Source organism: Affinundibacterium baiyunense, assembly GCF_018139645.1.
Lineage (GTDB): Bacteria > Pseudomonadota > Gammaproteobacteria > Burkholderiales > Burkholderiaceae_D > Undibacterium > Undibacterium baiyunense.
Genome location: NZ_JAGSPM010000002.1, coordinates 495,384 through 516,305, shown reverse-complemented (window position 1 = coordinate 516,305; position 20,922 = coordinate 495,384). Strand labels below are relative to the sequence as shown.

15 protein-coding genes are annotated in these 20,922 nt (G+C 46.3%); 5 read left to right on the top strand and 10 right to left on the bottom strand.

All coding sequences use genetic code 11. The features are described 5' to 3' along the window. Positions 1 to 162: 162 nt before the first annotated feature. Together KDM92_RS05390 and KDM92_RS05385 are read right to left on the bottom strand one after the other, a co-directional pair. Complete coding sequence (locus KDM92_RS05390; RefSeq protein ID WP_212683355.1) at positions 163 to 2,310, bottom strand: TonB-dependent receptor; 2,148 nt, start codon at positions 2,308 to 2,310, stop codon at positions 163 to 165. 361 nt (positions 2,311 to 2,671) lie between these two features. Then, positions 2,672 to 3,535 (bottom strand): D-hexose-6-phosphate mutarotase, encoded by an 864-nt coding sequence (locus KDM92_RS05385; RefSeq protein WP_212683354.1) that lies wholly within the window; start codon positions 3,533 to 3,535, stop codon positions 2,672 to 2,674. Between the two features lie 287 nt (positions 3,536 to 3,822). Between KDM92_RS05385 and KDM92_RS05380 the strand changes: the two genes are divergently transcribed. Beyond that, entirely contained in the window at positions 3,823 to 5,076 is a 1,254-nt protein-coding gene (locus KDM92_RS05380; protein WP_212683353.1) for a head GIN domain-containing protein, read from the top strand. Positions 5,077 to 5,237: 161 nt separating this feature from the next. Here the strand turns inward: KDM92_RS05380 and KDM92_RS05375 are convergent, their stop codons facing one another. Together KDM92_RS05375 and KDM92_RS05370 are read right to left on the bottom strand one after the other, a co-directional pair. Continuing rightward, positions 5,238 to 5,642 carry a hypothetical protein gene (locus KDM92_RS05375; protein WP_212683352.1) on the bottom strand — a complete coding sequence of 135 codons (405 nt, stop codon included), beginning with the start codon at positions 5,640 to 5,642 and terminating at the stop codon, positions 5,238 to 5,240. Beyond that, on the bottom strand, positions 5,642 to 6,646 hold the full coding sequence (locus KDM92_RS05370; RefSeq protein WP_212683351.1) for a TraB/GumN family protein: 1,005 nt from the start codon (positions 6,644 to 6,646) through the stop codon (positions 5,642 to 5,644). Before KDM92_RS05370 ends, KDM92_RS05375 begins: the two co-directional genes overlap by 1 nt. A gap of 578 nt (positions 6,647 to 7,224) precedes the next feature. On the opposite strand from KDM92_RS05370, the gene KDM92_RS05365 reads away from it, so the two are divergent. Continuing rightward, positions 7,225 to 8,673, top strand: coding sequence for an amino acid permease (locus KDM92_RS05365; protein ID WP_212683350.1), 1,449 nt, complete (start codon positions 7,225 to 7,227; stop codon positions 8,671 to 8,673). A gap of 148 nt (positions 8,674 to 8,821) precedes the next feature. Here KDM92_RS05365 and KDM92_RS05360 read toward each other — a convergent pair whose 3' ends face one another. The 6 genes from KDM92_RS05360 to KDM92_RS05335 form a co-directional block, all read right to left on the bottom strand. Beyond that, positions 8,822 to 9,427 carry a response regulator transcription factor gene (locus KDM92_RS05360; protein WP_212683349.1) on the bottom strand — a complete coding sequence of 202 codons (606 nt, stop codon included), beginning with the start codon at positions 9,425 to 9,427 and terminating at the stop codon, positions 8,822 to 8,824. A 2-nt stretch (positions 9,428 to 9,429) separates the two neighbouring features. Next, on the bottom strand, positions 9,430 to 10,578 hold the full coding sequence (locus tag KDM92_RS05355) for a sensor histidine kinase (protein ID WP_230408176.1): 1,149 nt from the start codon (positions 10,576 to 10,578) through the stop codon (positions 9,430 to 9,432). A 165-nt stretch (positions 10,579 to 10,743) separates the two neighbouring features. Further along, complete coding sequence (xerC, locus tag KDM92_RS05350) at positions 10,744 to 11,670, bottom strand: tyrosine recombinase XerC (protein WP_212683348.1); 927 nt, start codon at positions 11,668 to 11,670, stop codon at positions 10,744 to 10,746. A gap of 18 nt (positions 11,671 to 11,688) precedes the next feature. Beyond that, positions 11,689 to 12,348, bottom strand: a complete 660-nt coding sequence (locus KDM92_RS05345) for a DUF484 family protein (RefSeq protein ID WP_212683347.1) — start codon at positions 12,346 to 12,348, stop codon at positions 11,689 to 11,691. A gap of 85 nt (positions 12,349 to 12,433) precedes the next feature. Continuing rightward, complete coding sequence (gene dapF / locus KDM92_RS05340; RefSeq protein ID WP_212683346.1) at positions 12,434 to 13,303, bottom strand: diaminopimelate epimerase; 870 nt, start codon at positions 13,301 to 13,303, stop codon at positions 12,434 to 12,436. A 26-nt stretch (positions 13,304 to 13,329) separates the two neighbouring features. Then, complete coding sequence (locus KDM92_RS05335; RefSeq protein WP_212683345.1) at positions 13,330 to 15,687, bottom strand: methyl-accepting chemotaxis protein; 2,358 nt, start codon at positions 15,685 to 15,687, stop codon at positions 13,330 to 13,332. A 494-nt stretch (positions 15,688 to 16,181) separates the two neighbouring features. Here KDM92_RS05335 and KDM92_RS05330 point away from each other — a divergent pair, with 494 nt between their 5' ends. From KDM92_RS05330 to KDM92_RS05320, 3 genes are all read left to right on the top strand, one after another. Beyond that, on the top strand, positions 16,182 to 19,787 hold the full coding sequence (locus KDM92_RS05330; protein ID WP_212683344.1) for an indolepyruvate ferredoxin oxidoreductase family protein: 3,606 nt from the start codon (positions 16,182 to 16,184) through the stop codon (positions 19,785 to 19,787). 164 nt (positions 19,788 to 19,951) lie between these two features. Further along, the gene (locus KDM92_RS05325; protein WP_212683343.1) at positions 19,952 to 20,332 is read left to right on the top strand and encodes a DUF423 domain-containing protein; all 381 of its coding nucleotides are present in this window, start codon (positions 19,952 to 19,954) and stop codon (positions 20,330 to 20,332) included. Positions 20,333 to 20,432: 100 nt separating this feature from the next. Beyond that, complete coding sequence (locus KDM92_RS05320) at positions 20,433 to 20,915, top strand: SRPBCC family protein (protein WP_212683342.1); 483 nt, start codon at positions 20,433 to 20,435, stop codon at positions 20,913 to 20,915. Positions 20,916 to 20,922: the final 7 nt, after the last annotated feature.

Genomic DNA, 20,922 nt, shown 5'->3' with positions numbered 1-20,922 from the left:
GCTTTTCCCTCATCCAGGCAGGTTCGATAAGCAAAGTGTAAAAATGGTTCCCTTGAATAGCGAAATTCATAAAAAAAGCCTTCCGCGCCTAGATCAGAAGCGGAAGGCTGAAGTGAAGTGAAATCGTTGTGCTAAATAGTTAGTAAGCAGCTAAAGCGATGTTTAGTATTTGAAATGCAATCCCAAACGTACCGCACGTGGCGAACCTGGTGTGATGTTGTTATTGCTATGCGCTGCGGCGTAGTAAGTCTTGTCTGTGATGTTTTCTACATTCAACTGTAATTGCACATGCTTATCCCAAGCGTAATACAAAGCAGCATCGACGCGTGTGAAACCTGGCAACATCACCAAATTGTCGGTAGATGGATAAATCGCACCGCGATACACCACACCAGCCGCGACACCCCATTGGCTGTTCAAATCATAACGATTCCAAATCGAAGCGCTGTGCGTTGGTACTTGCGCTAATTTTGCACCGGCTTTGGCAGTCGCAGATTGGGTACGTGTAATAGTCGCGTCTTGATAAGCATACCCCCCCATAATGCTCCAAGCAGAGCTTAATTTACCACTGACAGCCAACTCCACGCCTTGGCTACGTTGACCATCAACCAAGATAGTTTTTGTCGAATCACTTGGGTCGGTGATCGCTACATTGCTGCGATCTAATTGATATACCGCAGCGCTCAAAGTTAAGTCTTTTGCGACATCCCATTTAGCGCCGACTTCGATATTTTTAAACTTCTCTGGATCGAAGGCTTGGTTAGTCACTGTGAGTGATGATAATTGTTCACCTGCACGCGGGGCAAAAGCGAGGCTATAACTCGCGTACAAAGACATCTCCGTAATGGGCTTATAAACCAAGCCAACACGTGGAGAGATCGGTGTGTCGGTGTTTTCTAATTTTTGCGCAGTGCGCTTATTGGTGAAATCGATATCGAAGTTATCGTAACGCAATCCTAAAATCGCCTGCCATTGCGGTGAGAACTCGATTTGATCTTGCACATAGACGGCCATGTTTTTAGCGACGCTGTGATTGTTTGCATCGGTTGTCGATTGACGGAAAGTCACGCCATCTGCATAAGGCTTTGTAATTGCCACGTTGATGCTAGTCGCATTGGCGCCAACCGCCGGGAAGTAGCCAGTTTGACGCAAGTTATCCGTGGTCTGTTGACCGATTTCAATACCAGTCAAAATTTTATGCTTGACACCGACTGCGACTACATCAAAAGTCACATCCGTTTGATTGAAAAAATTCTTGCGTTGTGTGTCTTGGTTATACGCACTAATTGCCACACTGGTTGCCGTGCTATTCACCGCACCAGGGAAAACATTTTGATAGAACTTATCGTAATCGGCGTAACGTGTGCGATTACGCAGGCTAACACCATTGCCAAAATCATGATCGATGTTCGCACTTAAGGCATCCACTTTCGATGTAGTTGGACTCAGCGAAGCATTGCCAAAGAACACGCTATTACCGACGACTAAGGGCTTGCCTTGGAAAGAAGGAATACCACGATCGGCAACACGTTCATCATTGAAATGTTCATAGCCAAGCACCACGCTGGTATTTTGTCCGGCACGGATGGCGAATGTTGGGTTAATACCAGCACGCTTGATGTTCACGCCATCGCGGAAACTGTCTGAGTTTTCAACCATGCCGGTGACACGGAAAGCGAGGTCTTGATTGATTGCTTGCCCCACATCAGCGGTAGCACGACGGTTGTTCCACGAACCCAAAGTAATCGACGCTTCACGTATAGGTGTCCATTGCGCTTGTTTGCTGACGCGATTGATGATACCGCCCGACCCGCCACGGCCAAATATCATCGCGTTCGAGCCTTTCAAAGCTTCTACGCTTTCGATATTGTAAAAATCGCGATAGTACTGCACGTCATCACGGATGCCATCGATAAAGAAATCACTGGTAGAGGCATTGCCACGAAATACCGCAGTATCACGATTCCCTTCGCCTTGCGCAGTAACTACGCCTGGCACGTAACGGATCGCATCGGCCATGCTTTGCATTGCCTGATCTTTCATCAATTCTTTGGTGATAACGGTAATTGCTTGTGGCGTGTCGCGCAACAGCGTATCGGTCTTGGTTGCAGTGCTGCTGATTTTTGTCACATATTTTTGTTCTGCCGCGCCAACCACTTGCACTTCTGGCAATTTGGTTTCTTGCTGCGCATTATTGGTGGAACTAGTAGAAGAATTAGTGGCTGCATTTTGGGCGAGCACGGGGAAACTGATCAAAGCCAACAAAGCTGGCAAAGTCGCGAGGGCGAAACGAGGGGTAGTGCGTTGCATAACATTCTCACAAAATAATGAAATCAATTTGATGCAGACTGCCAGCCTTTTGCTGGAAAAACAGTCAAGTTCAATAGATCGACATTATAAATGCGAATTATTATCATTACTAATCAAATGGTGCGATATCCCTTGCTAGATATCAAGAAAATACCGGTTCAGATCCAATATAAGATAAAAGAAAATTAAGAATTTGGCCTTTTCACAAGGCACTCATGCATAAAGCACTTTATTGATTCGCACTATTTCTGCACATCTAGCTCCAATAACTCGCTCCAAAATCGAGCGCTAGCCGATAGCGTACTGTGCACACAATCGTAAAATTGAATCACTAAGATGGGTGCTGGCGGCACCCATGCATTTATTTAGCCCGCACACTCATCAATTGCATACCTGTCCAAATTTGATCTGGTGCCAAGACGATGGGTTTCACAATTGATGCGGCCTCGACGCAAATCATTCGCTGATAAGCATCTGCTTCTAAATCGCTAATTTGTGCAGTCTTTTCTACCCATGGATTCCACACCACGGCATCCGTAAATCCTGATTGCCGTATTTGTACCAACTGATGAGGCTGTTCGATCTCAACATCCGCAACCAGATCGGTATAAATTCGGTCGGTCTCGGCAGCGATAGTGAGCACTTCCTCAATCTGAGTACAACCATCGATATTCGTGACAGTATCTCGGTAGGACAATCCTTGCAGACCATGGATGCGGGTTGCGTTGATATTGTCGACTTGAAAATAAGTATGTAAGGCACTTTGAAATTGCAAAGTCGTCTCACCCAGATTCTCAACCGAGAAATCTAACTGTAAACTTTGCTCGGCAACGGTGACGATCAGCTCGGCACGAAAAGCATGTGGCCAGATCGCTAAACTAGCCGCGCTATGTTTTAGTTCAAAAACCGCCTGTGCCGCCCCTTGCTCGATCTGCCCAGTACGAATCAATTGCCAATTAGCAGTGCGCGCAAAGCCATGTTTAGGCAGCGAGCCAAGATTAGAAAATTGCGGGAACACAATCGGCACACCACCTCGAATTGCTACGCCTTCACCAAATTCGGACTTTTTACTCAAAAATAACTGCTCCTGACCATTGGCAGGAATCCACGAGCACACATGTGCGCCATGCGTGACTATTTCTGCGCTGGCGCCATCTCTGGCTTGAAGTCGAATCTTTTCCATGAAGTACAAACTTTCTGCTAAATCAGCGGTGATGATTAACATACCTAGTCTAATCGCCGCGAGCGGCAGCGAACTACAATCAACTACAGCGAACTCTAGTGAATCAAGGTGAGGGCGTATTTTATCCTTTTTGCCGTGCGCACTTATCGCTTATTTTCAACTTGCCAGTCGCAAATCTGGACTTCATTTCGCTCATATTTGACCATTGGAGCCATGAATTTTGCATTCTGTCGTTAACTGCCAGCAGCAGCTTCATGCTTCCAGTAAACTTCAAACATCGAAATTCCATTGAATTTTCAACTTAATTTCTACATCAATCGGGGGCGGATATGTTTAAGAAAATCGGTATCGCGGCAGCAGTCGCATCAACCATGTTAATCAGCTTGAGTGCTTGCGAAATCAGTATTAATGACGACAGCGTCAAAGGCAGCGGTAATATCATCAGTGAAAAACGCGATGCCTCCAGCTTTGACAGTATCAGCAATCACTCTCCCTTCGATATCGAATTAGTGGTCGATGGTAAAAATAGCGTTGAAGTGGAAGGCGACGACAACTTTGTTAAAGAAGTCGAAACCGTGGTTGAAGGCAACACCTTGGTCATTCGCAATAAGAAAAAAGGACGCTTCCATTTTGCTTGGAAAAATTCGCCAACCACCGTTAAAGTTAGCACCGCTGCCCTAGTCAAAGTGCTCAACACTGGTAGCGGTGACATGCGTTTAAGTCAAATCAAAAATGAAAAACTAGAAATTATTAGCGAAGGACCTGGTGATATTCAGGTATCAGGTTCCAGCAATGAATTGAACTTCCATGCTAGCGGCAGTGGCGATATCAGCTTACGTCAACTCAATACCAAAAAAGTGACTTTAGAAATGAGTGGCCCTGGAGACACCGAGTTTGGTGAGGTCTCACAAAGCTTACATGCCAAGTTAAGTGGCAGCGGTGATTTAAATATCGCCAAGCTGCAAAGCGAACAGACTACGATCTCTATTTCTGGCCCAGGTAATGTGAATCTACGCGGTGTGACTAAGAATCTCGAAATCGACATGTCAGGCTCGGGTGATTTATCAATTGATGAAGTGCAAGCAGAAAAAGCCAACATTGAAATGTCTGGTCCTGGCGAATTGAGCCTGTCTGGTGAAGCGAAATCTTTGAAATTAAGAGCCAGTGGCTCTGGCAACGTTGATGCCTTACGTTTAAAAGTTGGCGATGCTGATATCCGCAACTCCGGCCCCGCCGATTTGCAATTTAAAAGTATGAGCGGTAACGTGATTATCGATGCGTCGGGTTCGGGCAACATTGAAGCAGACTTGTCTTCTGCCAACCAAGTTGAAATTAGCTCGGATGGCCCAGGCAACATCACCTTGCACGGCACAGCTAAAAAATTAATTGCGAACCTAAACGGCTCTGGTGACTTGCATGCAAGTGAATTATTGCTTGAACATGCTTCTGTCAAAGTGAATGGTCCTGGCGAAGCGGCAGTAAATGTTAAAGCTGCGGGCACTCTATCAACGCAACCAAGTACAATTAAGAACGGCTCACGTCTAGTTACGATTGATAGAAATGGCGTTGTACAACAAGAGTAAAACTGTCGCTCTCAAATGAAAAAGCCATGCGTCTTAAAAACGCATGGCTTTTTCTTTTATTCATGGCTAATAAAACAAAGCAGGAGGTGAAGGCCGCTCGTCAACAAATCTGCTTTTCGCCAACGGGCTTCTGCGGCAATCCTCACTTCAAACTAATCAAGCTATTTCAGAATTCGATAAGCGTGTTTCAACACCAATCGACTGCTTGCAATCAAAGGATTTAATCCCATCAGCAAGGGCAACAAAACATGCTGCGGCAGTAACCAAATCTGGCCTTTCGGTGCGCTCAATTTACTGACAGCAAGAATCACTGGCGTCACCCACTGTGCCTCAGGTGTCACATCTAACAGTACGTCACCATCTGCATTGGTATGAAAATAGATTTCACCACCGTGGGACAAGCTCAAACAAATACCTTGCCCTTGATTTATCGGTGATGCATTTTGCCCCAACAGTTTTTGCAACTCTTGATTATTGAGCTCCATCCATCCTTCTAACTCTGCGGGAGATTCCAACATCACCCATGGATGTTCAATTGGCGTTTGAATTTCTTCTGTGGACTTCATTAACGTATCTGCTTCACCTGTAGACCTTGCTGCTGCAACAACGCAAGTAAATTATTTTCGCCAGCTAAATGACCAGATCCCATCACGATAAATAGCTTCTTACCAGCCAACATCAAGTCTTGAATCTTTTTTGCCATCGCTGGATTTCTGTCATCCATCAATTTCTGCGTGATTTTTTTTGAGCCGATATCACGATTACTCGCATCGAGATTAATTTGTGCAAGCTTGTCGGCATCTCCGGCTAACCACGCCTCGCTCATACGATTAAATTCTCTACTGATATCGCCGTTCTTAAATGAATTTAGCGTGTTGATTAAGATTGCATCGCCTTCTTCATCATTCAAGCCAGCCAAAACATCAGCTTGATAATGCACGCTATCAAGCTCTATTAAATTTTTCTTATCTTTTTTTGCTGCCGTAATGAAATGACGGTCTAGTACGTGCGCCGGATCATAACCAAGCTGCATTCCTGCACTCACCGTTAGACCCATCGCCACTAGCACTGGCTTATAAAACTGGAACTGCTGCAAAGACTCTGCTGCCATTTCCCCCAATGTCATCCAGGTACTAGGCGTTAAATGGTTTTGCAATTTATCACCTACGCCATAACTCAATTTGCCAATCACCGAACGATTTGATGACTCATCCGAGGTATCGGTCTCAACCACCACCGTGTTTGACTGTGCATAAGCCTTACGGACTGGGGCAGAAAGTGGATAGAAATTTGCCTTAGCGATATGAATCGTGCCATATAAATAGGCAACCACCGGTTTGCTGGCATTTTTGGCTGAGGCTGTTGCCTGTTGCGCATCTTGTGGCAAGCGAATTTCATATAGCAAACCCGTGACCTTTTGCGATGCAGGCGAGGCTGGTTTGGCTTTTTTGACCGCTTCCTTGTTTTGCAAAGGTTCAGCGCTAGCAATGTGAGCTACACCAAATTGCGCTACAGCAATCAAGCTAAGCATCAGCTTCGCTGGCATCAAACGAAAATTCTGATATGACATGATGTATCCAAATAGAAATAAATTGGATGGCAAGCAAGGGCATGCCATTGGGAGCGCTATCGAATATACACTAATTCATCTTTCGATAAAGCAAGAACACCGGACCAATCTGATTAACGGTGGCTTTTCCGCTGTCTGTGGAATTTCTCTAAAATGAGTTCTAAAAATGAATGCTGAAAATTCTGCACTTATTTCGGCTTAATTCGCAATCCAGTAAGCAAAGATAACAATGAGCCTAGTGGTTCATTTTTAACATATTATTTCACTACGGAAATTTATCGGTTCTCAGGGAACTAAAATTCGACGAATCAATCGAAGACGCGCGTCAAATAAAGCGTCGCAGTCCTCGGTAGCTGCACTACCACAATTCAGGACTATGTTGCTATGCAATGAAGAAATTTTGTCTGAAACATGCGCATAACGTGTTTTTTAGCGGATTTACTCTTTACTGTTTAGCTATAAATCGCTTATGTTACGCAAGTTTCACAAAACAGATCCCTTTTGCTATTTTTTACTTAGAAAAACGTGGCAAGCGGGAATAAGAAATTCAATTATCGTATTTGCCTTAAGGAAACACTATGCTTTTTGATCGCGTAAAGTCGCTGGACCAGATTCTGGAATCCGCAGAAAAGAAAGGTCTAAAACGCCAGCTAGGCTGGTTTGACCTGATGATGCTTGGCGTTGGTGCCATCATCGGTACAGGTATTTTTGTTTTGACATCTGTTGCTGCGAATAAAGCAGGCCCGGGCATGATGTATAGCTTCGTCATCGCAGGTTTTGTTTGCGCATTGACCGCTTTAATTTATGCAGAAATCGCTGCGATGGTGCCTGTTTCTGGATCGGCGTATACCTATTCTTACGCGGTCTTGGGCGAATTGGTTGCTTGGATTGTTGGCTGGTCTTTGATTCTCGAATACGCGATTGCTGCTGGTGCGGTTGCGGTTGGTTGGTCTGGCTACGCAAACGGTTTCTTGCACTCAATCGGCGCAGGTCTGCCATTGGCGTTAACTGCGGGTCCTGGTGATACGATCACTTTGCCAGACGGTACAACTGGCCACGGCGCGTTCAACTTGATCGCTTTCTTGATTTCCTTGTTAGTGACTTGGTTGTTAGTAATCGGTACTTCAAAAAGCGCAAAAGTGACTTCTATTTTGGTTGTCATCAAAATCGCAGCCTTGGCGACTTTCGTTGTATTGGCATTGCCAGCAGTACAAGCAGCGAACTTCGAACCAATGTTACCAAATGGCTGGGGCACACCATTGTCCGGCGTTGGTGTATTGGGCGCATCTGCTTCTATCTTCTTTGCTTACGTTGGTTTCGATGCGGTTTCTACAGCAGCGGAAGAAACAAAGAATCCTAACGTCAACTTACCAATTGGTTTGATTGGCTCACTCGGTCTTTGTACTGTGTTCTATCTGTTGGTTGCTTATGCAGCAGTTGGTGCAGTTGGTGCGCAACCAAATGGTGCTTTATCTCAATCAAAAGAACCATTGGCGTTCATCTTGCGCGAATTAGGCTACCCATTGGTTGGTGATATGGTTGGTATCGCAGCGATCTTGGCATTGCCTTCCGTTATCTTGATGATGATCTTTGGTCAAACACGTATTTTGTTCACCATGGCACGCGATGGTTTGATGCCAAAAGCATTTACAGCGGTTCATGAGCGTTACCATACACCACACATCGTGACGATCGTAACAGGTGTTTTTGTATCCTTGTTCGCAGCGATGTTCCCAGTCAGTATGTTGGCGGATATTTCTAACTCTGGTACTTTGTTCGCGTTCTTCATCGTTGCTTTGGGCGTGATGATTTTGCGTGTAACACAACCAAACCGTCCACGTCCATTTAAGACACCATTTATCTGGGTGGTTGGTCCAGCTGCGTTAGCAGGTTGCGCATTGTTATTCGTGAGCTTGGGTTGGAACCCAACGATCAAGTACTTCACTATCTGGGCGGTAGTTGGACTGGTGGTTTACTTCGCTTTTGCACGTAGAAATAGTGTGATGGGCCAAGCAGAACAGAAGTAACTCCTAGCGTAGGCTGCAAAACAGCATGAAAAAAGCGACGCAAATGCGTCGCTTTTTTTTCGTCGTTTTACGTAGTTTCGTTCAGTTAATGCAAAGTATCGCTATCAAATAAACGTTTCGCACAATTTTGATTTCGCGGTAGCTAAGCTTATAACCATCCCTCGTCACGCGCTAGTCGATATGCTTCAACCCGATTTTTCGCCTGCAATTTGCTAATCGATTCGGACAGATAATTACGCACTGTCCCTTCCGACAAATGCATCAACTTTGCAATTTCCGCACTGCTAGAACCAGTACCTGCCAAACGTAAGACTTGGCGTTCGCGCTCAGTGAGTGGGTCTTGTTGGCCGCCCCAACTCTCCAACGCTAACTCCGGCGCAATCGCGCGACCACCTGCATACACGGTGCGAATCGCCTTAGCTAAATCTTCTGCTGGCGCATCCTTGAGCATATAGCCACGGACACCACTTGCCATCGCACGACGTAAATAGCCAGCGCGTGCGAAGGTGGTTAACACAATCACTTTTGAAGCTAACTTTAATTCAGCGATTTCGGCAGCAAGTTCTAAGCCTGTCATCAAGGGCATTTCTATATCGGTAATCACTACATCAGGCTGCAATCGCTGACACATTTCCAGCGCTTCTTTACCGTTTTTCGCTTGGCCTAAAACGTCAATATCCCCTTCAAGCTTCAACAAAGCGACCAAAGCGCCAGATACCAATACCTGATCTTCTGCCAAAATAATTTTAATCATACCTATTCATTTCCTGATTTTAGTGGAAGCACAATATCGATTGCGACCCCTTGTTGACAGCTAGTTTGTAATTGACCGCCGAGCGCTCTAACACGTTCACTCATACCACTTAGCCCATTTCCTTTTTCAAGCTTAGGGATATCGGTAAGCCCCTCGAAACCATTATCAGAAAGATGGAAATAAACATGCTCATCGTCACTATGAAGCCGCAAATGACAAACCGTTGCTTGTGAGTGTCGGATGATATTGGTGATCGCCTCACGTAAGGCTAAAGCAATAACATTCTCGACGGCAGCGGGTAAAGCTTTGATCTCTGATCCGACATCAAACTCAGCTTCAAGCTCAGTAATGAATTTTACTTTAGCGGAATCTAAGGTATTACGCGCACCGCGCAATTCATGCGCTAAACCCGTATCACGATAACCGAGCACGGCGGCGCGCACTTCAGCTAAAGCCTCACGCGCGGTTTGTTCGATGTCGACGATCTCTTTCTGACAGGCAGCTTGATCACGCCCAAATAATTTACGCGCGAGTTCTGCTTTCAAAGTAATCACCGACAAAGTATGTCCAAGCAAATCATGCAAGTCACGTGCAATCCGCTCACGCTCTGCCAATCGCGCCAGATGTTCGATCTCTTCTTGCTTACGAAATAATTTAGCGTTGGCGCGTTCAAGTCGCTCGCCAATAATCGCACCAATCGTACTAGGAATACTAAAGATCAAAGCTGGCACCCAAAACGTGGCGCTAAATTGAAACACATAACTGCAAATCGCAACAAACGTCCAAACGATCGCTAATGCCAAATAGGCTTGCCGTGGATCGCGTTGAAATCGCGAACACATCGCGGCGGCGAAGATAACGAAAGTCGAGCCACCAGGATTAAACTTTGCCCATAACAATCCAAAGCTACAGGTAATCACAATGCAGACAGCGGCGCGCCAATCATGTACCCAAAAACTGTATAAATAAATCGGCAAGAAAACCAAAATACTCAGCGCAATCAAACTTAGCTCAAGCACACTGGGCGTTACATAAACATACTTCCAAGCAAAAAATACAAACGACAATAGCCAGAAATAGGGTGCTTTGCCGTAACGAGCAGGCATCCACTCTCTGTGCCATAGATCATTGAACTGCATAGAAAGTGACATGATTCTCCTTTGATTTTATTCTTCGATGCCATTCGTAATGGCTACACATCGCCTGTTAAAAAATACACAGAACCTCAGCATAGTGCGGCAATTTTAAGATTTTTCTTAGAGCATTTTGCCATTACATTTACCTGACATTTGTCATGCCAGCAGATACCAGACAAATCATTTTTTTGCCCGTGGATGGGTAGCGTCATACACCTGCGCCAGATGTTGGAAATCTAATGCGGTATATACCTGTGTTGCAGCAATCGAGCTATGGCCTAGCATCTCTTGAACCGCACGCAGATCACCAGAGGATTGCAATACATGCGAGGCAAAAGAATGGCGCAACACATGCGGATGCACGTCAGCGGGAATACCGATTGCTTGCGCATGGGCTTTTAAGCGTAATTGCACTGATCGTACGGACATACGATTGCCGCGTTCATTCAAAAACAGCGCTGCGGTTTCTAGCTTGACTAATGTGGGACGAATCGCCAACCAATCTTGCAGCGCGCTTAAAGCAGCTTGACCTACAGGAACGATGCGTTGCTTATTTCCTTTTCCCGTCACATGCACTTCCGCTTGCGCCAGATCGACCCAACCTAGACTGGTATAGCGCGCATCACTAAAGTCGCGCACATCGAGGCTCACTAACTCAGAGACACGCAAACCGCTTGAGTACAATAGCTCAAACATCGCTCGATTCGCTAAAGGTGTCGCTTCATCACTACCGTGATGCGAAACCAATTGAACCGCATCGTCTGCACCCAAGGCTTTCGGCAAAGACTTCGCTTTTTTGGGCGCTTTAATGCCCTCGACAGGATTCGCTGGCAGTGCAGTTTGTTCTGCTAGCCAGCGATAAAAACCACGCCAACTGGATAATTTGCGTGCGATGCTGCGTGGATTGAGTTGCTGTGCGTGGAGTTGTGAAGTGAGTCGACGAATATCAAAATACGTCAAACTATCCAAGCTTTTTTGTCCAGCAAATTGCTGTAGCTCGGCTAAATCTAAAGAATACGCTTGAATTGAGTGTTCAGACAATTGACGTTGGTGACGCAGAACATCAAGATAAGTGGCTATCCAGTCGCCCTGCGTTGTTGTCGTCATCGTCAACCTATGTAAATGCTAGGCGTCTATCATGCATAACAATGCTGCACTCGAAGTATCAGCAATTTTTGATAAGAAATCGGTCGCCATGTCTTTGGTAAAACGCGCGGAATCAGGCGAACCAAGTACCAATAAGCCAAAACAAGCCTCATCCAAACTCAAGCGCAAAGGCAACATCGCAATCGAGGCCACCGCTTGATCAGATTCTATCCATGCTGCCGCTTCAAAATCATTATTCGCGCCGCAAAATGGAGTACGCAAACCTTTCGCGAAAAGCTGGACATCTTCTGTCGTTGGTGCAGCAAACCAGGTGTGTGTGAAATCTGGCGCCACATTCCATAAACGCAAAGTAGCGTGTGGCAAATCAAAAATTTCTTGCAGACTGCGCGTCAAAATATAAGGTAAGTCGACGTCATTACGTGCTAACAATAATTCGCGCGTCCATTGCTGAAAACGATCCGTAATCACATCATTGTCTTGTGCGACTCGCATCAGATCAGACAAACGCAATTCCATAACTTTTAATTTTTCACGCACGATTTCCATTTGCCGTTCTTGCAAAGAAATCGTGCGTCCCATCACCGGACTAGTCAATTTAATCTGCGCCAGCAGTTCAGCATGTTCTTCAAAAAAATGGGGATGCTGACTTAGGTATTCAGCGATGTCGTTGCTATTCATTGTGTGCTTACTCTATTCTTAATTCAGTTCTTAATTCAATTTTTAAATTTGATTTTGCAATTCGTCGTTTGATTTTTATCGAAACTCAGCTGTTAGTGCTATCAGGGATTTCAATCTCGCCCTCAAAAACTGCCACCGCGGGTCCGCTCAAATAGACGGCTTGTCCTTCGCCTGCCCATGCAATTTGCAAGTCACCGCCACGCATCGCCACCTCAACCGGGCTTTGCAACACGCCACGCCGTATTCCTGCGACAACCGCGGCACAAGCTCCTGTGCCGCAGGCCAAAGTTTCACCAGCGCCACGTTCATAGACACGCAATTTCACATGATGTGTATCGCACACTTGCATGAAGCCTGCATTAACTCTTTTGGTGAATAATGGATGACGCCCTATCACTGAGCCTTCAACTGCCACCGGATGAAGTGCCACATCGTCGACGATTTGTACCGCATGTGGATTACCCATAGAAACGCAAGAAACCTCCACCACATGATCGGCTAAAGGCAACACATACAAGGTATCGTTTGCTTGCTGGCGATTCGCTAAACCCTCTGCGTCAAAATCAGAATCAATCGGTGCAAAACTCGGCACGCCCATATTCACGGTGATTCTGCCATCCGCAGCGATTTCTGGTTCGATGACGCCAGACATGGTGAGTACGCGAATTTTTGACTTGTTTGTTAAACCTTTATCCACAACAAAGCGGACAAAAGCACGCGAGCCATTGCCACATTGTTCGACTTCACCGCCATCGGCATTAAAGATGCGATAACGAAAATCAAGATCCGCACTGGGTGCCGCTTCGACCACAAGAATTTGATCTGCGCCTATGCCAAAACGACGGTCAGCGAGTGCGCGCCATTGTTCAGTTGAAAATTGAACCGATTGATTGATGGCGTCAATCACAATGAAATCATTGCCGGCACCATGCATTTTTGTAAATTGGAGTTTCATACTGTGATTATAACGTGTGTTCTCACTTAGACTGACTTATACACACCACAACCGACCACGATATCGTCGCTAATCCGTTCGATGTAAGAAGTTTTAATCTCGACGCGCTTCAACAGAGGATTTTCGATAGCGTAATCAACCCAGCCGCCTTTTTCGGGTAGATCAAAGGCATCTGCCACCAATTTTCGTCCATCCAAACCGGGCACATTAAACAAGTTCACCTCTAATTTCGCGGCATTGCCAGCAAAAGCCCGATATTGACCACGACGATCAAAAGCAAACACGTACATATCACGATCGGCAAACATTTTGTGCGGATCGCGCGTAATGTAATCCAATAAATCCATACCCTGTGTTTTGAATAGACTCATCGCTTTTTTGACTAAACTATGTGCTTCGTCAGCAGTACCTTGACGTAGCTTAAACGCTGCAACGACTGTGGTTAGCTTTTCTGCACGCGAGCCAAGTTCGGCTGAGGCTGATTTTGCGTTATCCACCATCGCGCTATTGCTTTTGGTAATTTCATCTAGCTCATGAACTGCTTGTGAAATATGAATCAAACTTTGGCTTTGTTCTATCGATGCGGTTGAAATAGCTTTGATATCAGTTGCCAAACTACGAATACCGGCCACGATTTCCGACAGGGTCGTGTTGACTTCGTGAATTTGCTTCACTCCCGTTTCCACCCTATGCACCGAATCATCAATCAAATTGCGAATTTGCCGAGCAGAATCGGCGGTACGCTGTGCTAATCCCCGTACTTCATTCGCAACCACCGCGAAACCACGCCCTTGCTCGCCAGCGTGCGCTGCTTCAACCGCGGCATTCAAAGCTAGGATGTCGGTTTGAAATGCAATTTTATCGATCATACTCACGATCTCATGCACTTTGATCGAACTCGCATGGATGCCCTGCATGGTATCGACTGCTGCACGCATCGTTTCATTACTCGATTCAGCAATCATTCGCACATTCGATGCTAAGTTATCGACCGATTGCGCATTGGCGGCATTATTCTTGACGGTTTCGCTGAGCGTTCCCATATTGCTCGCGGTATCTACCAGGCTATTGGCTTGTTGCTCAGTTCGAATCGCCATGCGCCCAATGTCTTCAGACAATTCTTTGCCTAGCTCCAGCACCATGCTGGCATTGGTACGAACGTTGGCGACCAATGCAGACAAATTAAAATTCGCCTTATCAATCGCAAGTGCAGTCTTCGATAATTCGTCACTACCTTCTAGCTTCGTCGTTGTGGTTAAGTCGCCCGAAGCGACCACTTCTGCGGCATGCTCTAAGTCCTTCACCGCATGGAGCAAATTCAAATAGAAACCAAACGACAAATAAATCGTCGCGAAACTCATGCCCAACAAAACAACAAGCAACATGTAAACAAACCAGCGCAAAGACTTAGCACGCTCTTGTAATAAATCGGACACGCGCTTCTGTAGCTCGACTTGCAAAACATCATTTTTTGTCAGAGCCAGTTGTGCTTGTGTGCGTATCTCGTTGGCTAGATTGGCCGCAATTTGCTCACCACTTATTTTTTGCAAAGATACCAAAAGTTGTTGATTCGCTTGTTGCGCCTCACTGTAAGAAGAAGGAGCTGCATCGCCATTTTGCGACCATGTAAGGTGCATAGACTGACTAACCACAGACGCGATTTGCAATTGCTCTCTTAGCAAAGATAACTGTGCTATTTGTATTGAAGATTTACTTAAGTCCGGCACACCATCCTGCGTGCTGTCCTGTGCCGATTGACTTGCTGACATCACTATTTTGGATAGCAGCACATTCAATGTAGTGAGCTTGTTCAAGGCTAAATCTGCCAATGAATAAGTCGTCGCATCCGCATCTTGCAACAGGCCACTTTTCTGTACTGCACTGTTAGAAAAAACCAACAGCTTTGTTTCTAATTGGTCTAGATTTTGCCTTGCTTGCGCATCGAGGGGGTATTTTTGATTCGAGAAATCACTAGCCAAACTCGACAGTAGACTGCTTAATTCTTGCGCTTCTATGCGCAAACGTCCGTGATCTTGCTGCTTTAATTGCGTCAATACCGTGGATAGCGTGGTGATATTCGACAGCGCAACACGCAATTTTTCTTGATTTGAAGGATCTAGATTCGCGTTTCCAGCAGCACGGATTTGCTGCACGAGACTGAGCGCTCGCCCACTTTGCCGCAATAGTTCAAGACCAGCTTGCCGTGTATCAACACTTTCCAGACCTTGCATCTGCGCAAGTAATACTGCAACGCCAAAACACAAGCTAATCAATAAAACACTTCCCAGCATTCCCAATAATTTGAAGCGCAAACTAAATTTGCCCATCAAATATAAACATGGGCGCATCAAAACGGATAGTAGAGATCGACGAGCAGATGGCATATTGGTTTCTTCCTCTCGCTAAGAAATGAAACTTCGTTCTGCATTCTCGCAGATTTGTATAATTTTTCTAGTTAAATTAGCGCCAATGCGTCCTAAAGAGCTTAGGAATATTACTTAGCTTAACATATCAACCAGTACACTTAGGTAAATTGTCTGCCATACTGTATCGGTCTTTTTGCTAGTGACTGTGCATGGGGAGTCAAAGTGACGCATGTTACTGTGCGAGCCTCAAAATAAATGTGCTTAATTGATCAACTTAATACCAAAGGTAATAAGCAAGGTATTAAGCAAATTAGTAAGCATATTTTGACAGTATAAGCATCCCAAAAAACTCTTTGCATCATCGTGTCAGCACGCTAGCTAACTCAGTGAGTTCGCACAGATTTTTACAGATTGTTTTCCTGCTTTGAGCGTATGATGTAGCCACAAGCTAGCATTTTCCGCTCATGGCAAAGGCAAACCCAAGCCACACTAAAAAAGATTCCGGAGGCAGCATGAATTCACCAAATAAGAACGAGCAATCCGCAATAGCGGATGCCGCCATCAACACCAATATCTCTCTCGACGACAAGTACACTTTAGAACGTGGTCGTGCTTTTATGACCGGTACGCAAGCCTTGATTCGTTTGACCATGTTGCAACGTCAAGCCGATGAAAAAGCCGGTTTGAATACGGCTGGTTTCTTAACTGGCTATCGCGGTTCGCCGCTCGGTGCGGTCGATATGACCGCTGCCAAAGCTAAAAAACATTTGGACAAATATCACGTTAAATTCCACCCAGGCGTGAACGAAGATTTAGCCGCAACTTCGGTGTGGGGTACGCAGCAAGTGAATCTATTCCCCGGCGCCAAATATGATGGCGTGTTCGGCGTGTGGTATGGCAAAGGTCCAGGCGTGGATCGTTGCGGTGACGTGTTCAAACATGCGAACTTGGCAGGCACTTCGCCACACGGTGGTGTATTGGTGATTGCTGGCGATGATCATGCAGCGAAATCCTCCACTGCCGCACATCAAAGTGAACATATTTTGAAAGCATGCGGTATTCCAGTTTTATACCCATCATCAGTACAAGAATATCTGGATTACGGTCTACACGGTATCGCGATGTCACGCTACACCGGTTTGTGGGTCGCGATGAAATGCGTGACCGATATCGTTGAATCTGGTTGCGTGGTGGATATTGATCCAGATCGCGTCAAGCCCGTCATTCCAACCGACTTCGTGATGCCAGCCGACGGTGTACACATCCGCACACCTGATCCAATCTTGGCGCAAGAAACGCGCATGAATAATTACAAATGGTACGCGGCTTTAGCTTATGCGCGTGCCAATAAGCTCAATCAAATTATCTGGGATAGCCCGAACGCGAAGATCGGTATTATCACCGCAGGTAAGTCTTACCTCGATACACGCCAAGCTTTGGCTGATCTCGGCATTGATGAACAAGTCGCGAAAGACATCGGTATTCGTCTGTATAAAATTGGCCTGACTTGGCCTTTAGAATCCGACGGCGTGCGTGAGTTTGCGACCGGTCTGGAAGAAATTTTGGTGGTTGAAGAAAAGCGTCAGATTCTCGAATACGCGCTGAAAGAAGAGCTCTACCACTGGGAAGAAGCAGCACGTCCGCGCGTGGTAGGTAAGTTTGATGACACTGGTGAATGGACCAATATTCAGGGCAGTGGTCACGGCGAATGGTTATTGCCAGCGACCTATGAACTGAGTCCAGCGCAGATCGCGCATGCGATCGCTTCACGTGTAAGTCGTTATTACGCTGGTCATCCAGTCGAGCAACAAGTCAAAGAACGCGTCGCTTATTTAGAAGCGAAAGAAGCGGCCTTGAATTCCGTTTCTAAGCCAGATGCGAATAAAGATCGTATTCCGCATTTCTGCTCAGGTTGCCCACACAATACTTCAACCAAAGTGCCAGAAGGTAGCCGCGCTTTAGCCGGTATCGGTTGCCACTACATGGTGACATGGATGGACCGTGAATCCACGACTTTTACGCACATGGGCGGCGAAGGTGTGACTTGGGTTGGCGCAGCACCATTTACCAACGAGAAGCATGTGTTCTCTAACTTGGGTGACGGTACTTACTATCACTCAGGCCTGCTGGCGATCCGCGCTGCCGTTTCCGGTAACGTGAATATCACGTACAAGATTTTATTTAACGACGCCGTCGCGATGACGGGTGGTCAAGAATTTGACGGCCCACTCGATCCGGGCATGATTTCCCGTCAGATTGCGGCAGAGGGCGTATCACCGATTATTGTGGTGACGGATGAGCCAGAAAAATATCCCGCGAATTATCCTTGGGCAGCGGGTGTCACCGTTCGTCATCGTAGCGAACTCGATGCGGTACAACGCGAATTGCGCGAATGCAAAGGCGTGTCCGCGATGATTTACGATCAAACCTGTGCTTCAGAAAAACGTCGTCGCCGCAAAAAAATCGGTAAAGACGGTAAGCCAGGTTTCCCTGATCCAGCCAAACGCGCGGTCATCAATGAAGCGGTCTGCGAAGGCTGCGGCGATTGCGGCGTGCAATCGAATTGCTTATCCGTTGAGCCTCTAGAGACTGAATTTGGTCGCAAGCGTCAGATCAATCAATCTTCCTGTAACAAGGATTATTCTTGCGTGAATGGTTTCTGCCCAAGTTTTGTGACAGTTGAAGGCGGCAAATTGAAGAAGCCAGCGAAGACCAAGGTCGAAGCGGGTGGCGCATTTGACGTCAGCAGTTTGCCAGCACCAGTGTTGCCAAGCACCGCAACGCCGTATGGCGTGATCGTCACCGGTGTGGGTGGTACAGGCGTGATTACGATTGGCCAAATCATGGCGATGGCAGCGCACTTACAAGGTAAATCTTGCTCAGTGCTGGACATGACAGGCTTGGCGCAAAAAGGCGGCGCGGTGATGTCGCACGTGCGTTTAGCTAACAAAGCGGAAGACATCCAATCGACGCGTGTTGGTACCGGCATGGCTGATTTGGTCATCGGTTGCGATTTGATCGTCACTGCAGGCAAAGATGCGGTTTCTCGTATGGGCGAAGGCCGTACTCAAGGCGCGATCAACGCTAGCAGCAGCCCGACAGCAACCTTCATCAAGAATCCTAACTGGCAATTCCCAGCAGGTTCTGCCGAAGCCGAAATCCGTAAAGCTTGCGGTCAGGACCGTGTTGATATGGTCGATGCAACCACGATTGCGACTGCACTCATGGGCGACAGTATCGCAGCGAATATGTTCATGCTCGGTTATTCATGGCAAAAAGGCTGGGTGCCGTTGAGCGAAGCCGCTTTGATGCGCGCGATTGAATTGAATGGCGTGGCAATTGACTTCAACAAGCAAGCGTTCAACTGGGGCCGTATTGCCGCGAACGATTTGGCAGCAGTACAGCGTTTGACGACGCCAGCGCAAGTCATCGAACTCAAACGCGCTCCAACGTTGGACGACATCATCGCAAAACGCGTTGCTTTCTTAACGGATTACCAAAACACCGCGTATGCACAAATCTACAGCGATTTTGTGAATCAAGTCAAAGCCGCCGAAAGCAAATTAGTCGATGGCAAAGGCTTGCGCCTGACAGAAGCAGTAGCGAAGTATTTGTTCAAATTGATGGCTTACAAAGACGAATACGAAGTCGCGCGTTTGTACACCGATGGCAAATTCAAACAAAAGATTGCCGATATGTTTGAAGGTGACTATGCGATTAACTTCCACCTCGCGCCACCGCTGTTCGCTAAGCGCAATGAAAAAGGTGAATTGATCAAGCAACAGTTTGGTCCATGGATGATGAAGGCATTTGGTGTCTTGGCGAGTTTCAAATCCTTACGTGGAACAGCGTTGGACATCTTTGGCTACACCGAAGAGCGTCGCATGGAACGTGCTTTACCAATCGAATACAAACAATTGATCAATAAATTGTTACCACAATTAAATGCCGACAATTTATCGAAAGCAGTAGCGATTGCTAGTATCCCCGAAGATATTCGTGGCTACGGTCATGTGAAAGAACGTCATTTCAAATTAGCCAAAGAAAAAGAAGCGAAACTGTTGGCAGAATTTGGGCGTACTTCAAATGCCGATACGCAAACGAAATCAGCAGCCTGAGCTAGAACAATGGAGTGACTGACGACATGTTAAAATTCTTCTTGAATCGCAGCTTTGTCTAATTCACTTTGCAGCAGAACGCAGCAGAAAAATGACCGGCTAGCCCGGTCATTTTTTTATCATGGTCGTTCTCATTTACGATCTCATTTACGAAAACAGCTCTTATGCAAGAACGCCATCTAATCGCATATGCATCCATCAATCTTTTTATCGCAATTGCGGCTGGCGCATTCGGCGCACATGGCTTGAAAGCGATACTCAGTGCCGACATGCTGAGTATTTGGCAGACCGCTGTGCAATATCAAATGTTGCACGGTTTAGCTTTATTGGCCTTGGCAAATCTATCCTCACGCTGGCAAGCCAAACCAATACGCCTAAGCGCAATTTGTATGCTGGTGGGCATTTTTCTGTTCAGTGGTAGTTTATATTTATTAGCTTTCACGGGAATTCGGATACTCGGCGCAATTACCCCAATCGGTGGCGTCGCTTTCCTGGCGGGATGGGCAATTTTGCTGTGGGCAGCGTTCAAGCATCCATCCAAATAAAGCACGCTCATTACCTTACAAAATAATCAACCCCTATCGCAAGAAGATGGTGTGGCCTGCATAAGCGGTGTAAACTGCTTTGCTACAACAAGGATTTACTATGAAATTTGAACACTTGGTAGAAATCAACGATTTAAGCAATCCGACCATGGCAATCATTACGCGCGAACAATTGTGGCGTGGGTTGGTGCTAAAGGCTGAAGCGCCAAAACTATTTGTTGATTACATCGATGAATGCACCATCACCGAACGCAACGAAGTAAGCATGACGCGCAGCCTACGTTATGGCGATCTGCTAATTACCGATCAGGTTAGCTTTGTGCACCATGCCCACGTACATTATGACGTTCCCGCACAAAGTGACATTGCAAGGTCAAGCCTACGTATGAGTATCGAAGAACCAAGTCCATCTGCTTTATTTGTGCGATTTGAATACGATAATGGCCAGACTAACCAAGCCAATTCAGAAGACGAAATGTACGAAACCTATCGACGTGAAGCGTATAAAGAAGCTGACATCGATACCATCCGAATTATCCGCGAACTAGCAGATGCAGGACGCCTAGATTCTTTACCATCTTAATTTTTCA

Coding starts and splice junctions, on each gene's coding strand:
- KDM92_RS05390 (WP_212683355.1), bottom strand. CDS start 2,310: ATGCAACGCACTACCCCTCGTTTCGCCCTCGCGACTTTGCCAGCTTTG.
- KDM92_RS05385 (WP_212683354.1), bottom strand. CDS start 3,535: ATGTTAATCATCACCGCTGATTTAGCAGAAAGTTTGTACTTCATGGAA.
- KDM92_RS05380 (WP_212683353.1), top strand. CDS start 3,823: ATGTTTAAGAAAATCGGTATCGCGGCAGCAGTCGCATCAACCATGTTA.
- KDM92_RS05375 (WP_212683352.1), bottom strand. CDS start 5,642: ATGAAGTCCACAGAAGAAATTCAAACGCCAATTGAACATCCATGGGTG.
- KDM92_RS05370 (WP_212683351.1), bottom strand. CDS start 6,646: ATGTCATATCAGAATTTTCGTTTGATGCCAGCGAAGCTGATGCTTAGC.
- KDM92_RS05365 (WP_212683350.1), top strand. CDS start 7,225: ATGCTTTTTGATCGCGTAAAGTCGCTGGACCAGATTCTGGAATCCGCA.
- KDM92_RS05360 (WP_212683349.1), bottom strand. CDS start 9,427: ATGATTAAAATTATTTTGGCAGAAGATCAGGTATTGGTATCTGGCGCT.
- KDM92_RS05355 (WP_230408176.1), bottom strand. CDS start 10,578: ATGTCACTTTCTATGCAGTTCAATGATCTATGGCACAGAGAGTGGATG.
- xerC (WP_212683348.1), bottom strand. CDS start 11,670: ATGACGACAACAACGCAGGGCGACTGGATAGCCACTTATCTTGATGTT.
- KDM92_RS05345 (WP_212683347.1), bottom strand. CDS start 12,348: ATGAATAGCAACGACATCGCTGAATACCTAAGTCAGCATCCCCATTTT.
- dapF (WP_212683346.1), bottom strand. CDS start 13,303: ATGAAACTCCAATTTACAAAAATGCATGGTGCCGGCAATGATTTCATT.
- KDM92_RS05335 (WP_212683345.1), bottom strand. CDS start 15,687: ATGCCATCTGCTCGTCGATCTCTACTATCCGTTTTGATGCGCCCATGT.
- KDM92_RS05330 (WP_212683344.1), top strand. CDS start 16,182: ATGAATTCACCAAATAAGAACGAGCAATCCGCAATAGCGGATGCCGCC.
- KDM92_RS05325 (WP_212683343.1), top strand. CDS start 19,952: ATGCAAGAACGCCATCTAATCGCATATGCATCCATCAATCTTTTTATC.
- KDM92_RS05320 (WP_212683342.1), top strand. CDS start 20,433: ATGAAATTTGAACACTTGGTAGAAATCAACGATTTAAGCAATCCGACC.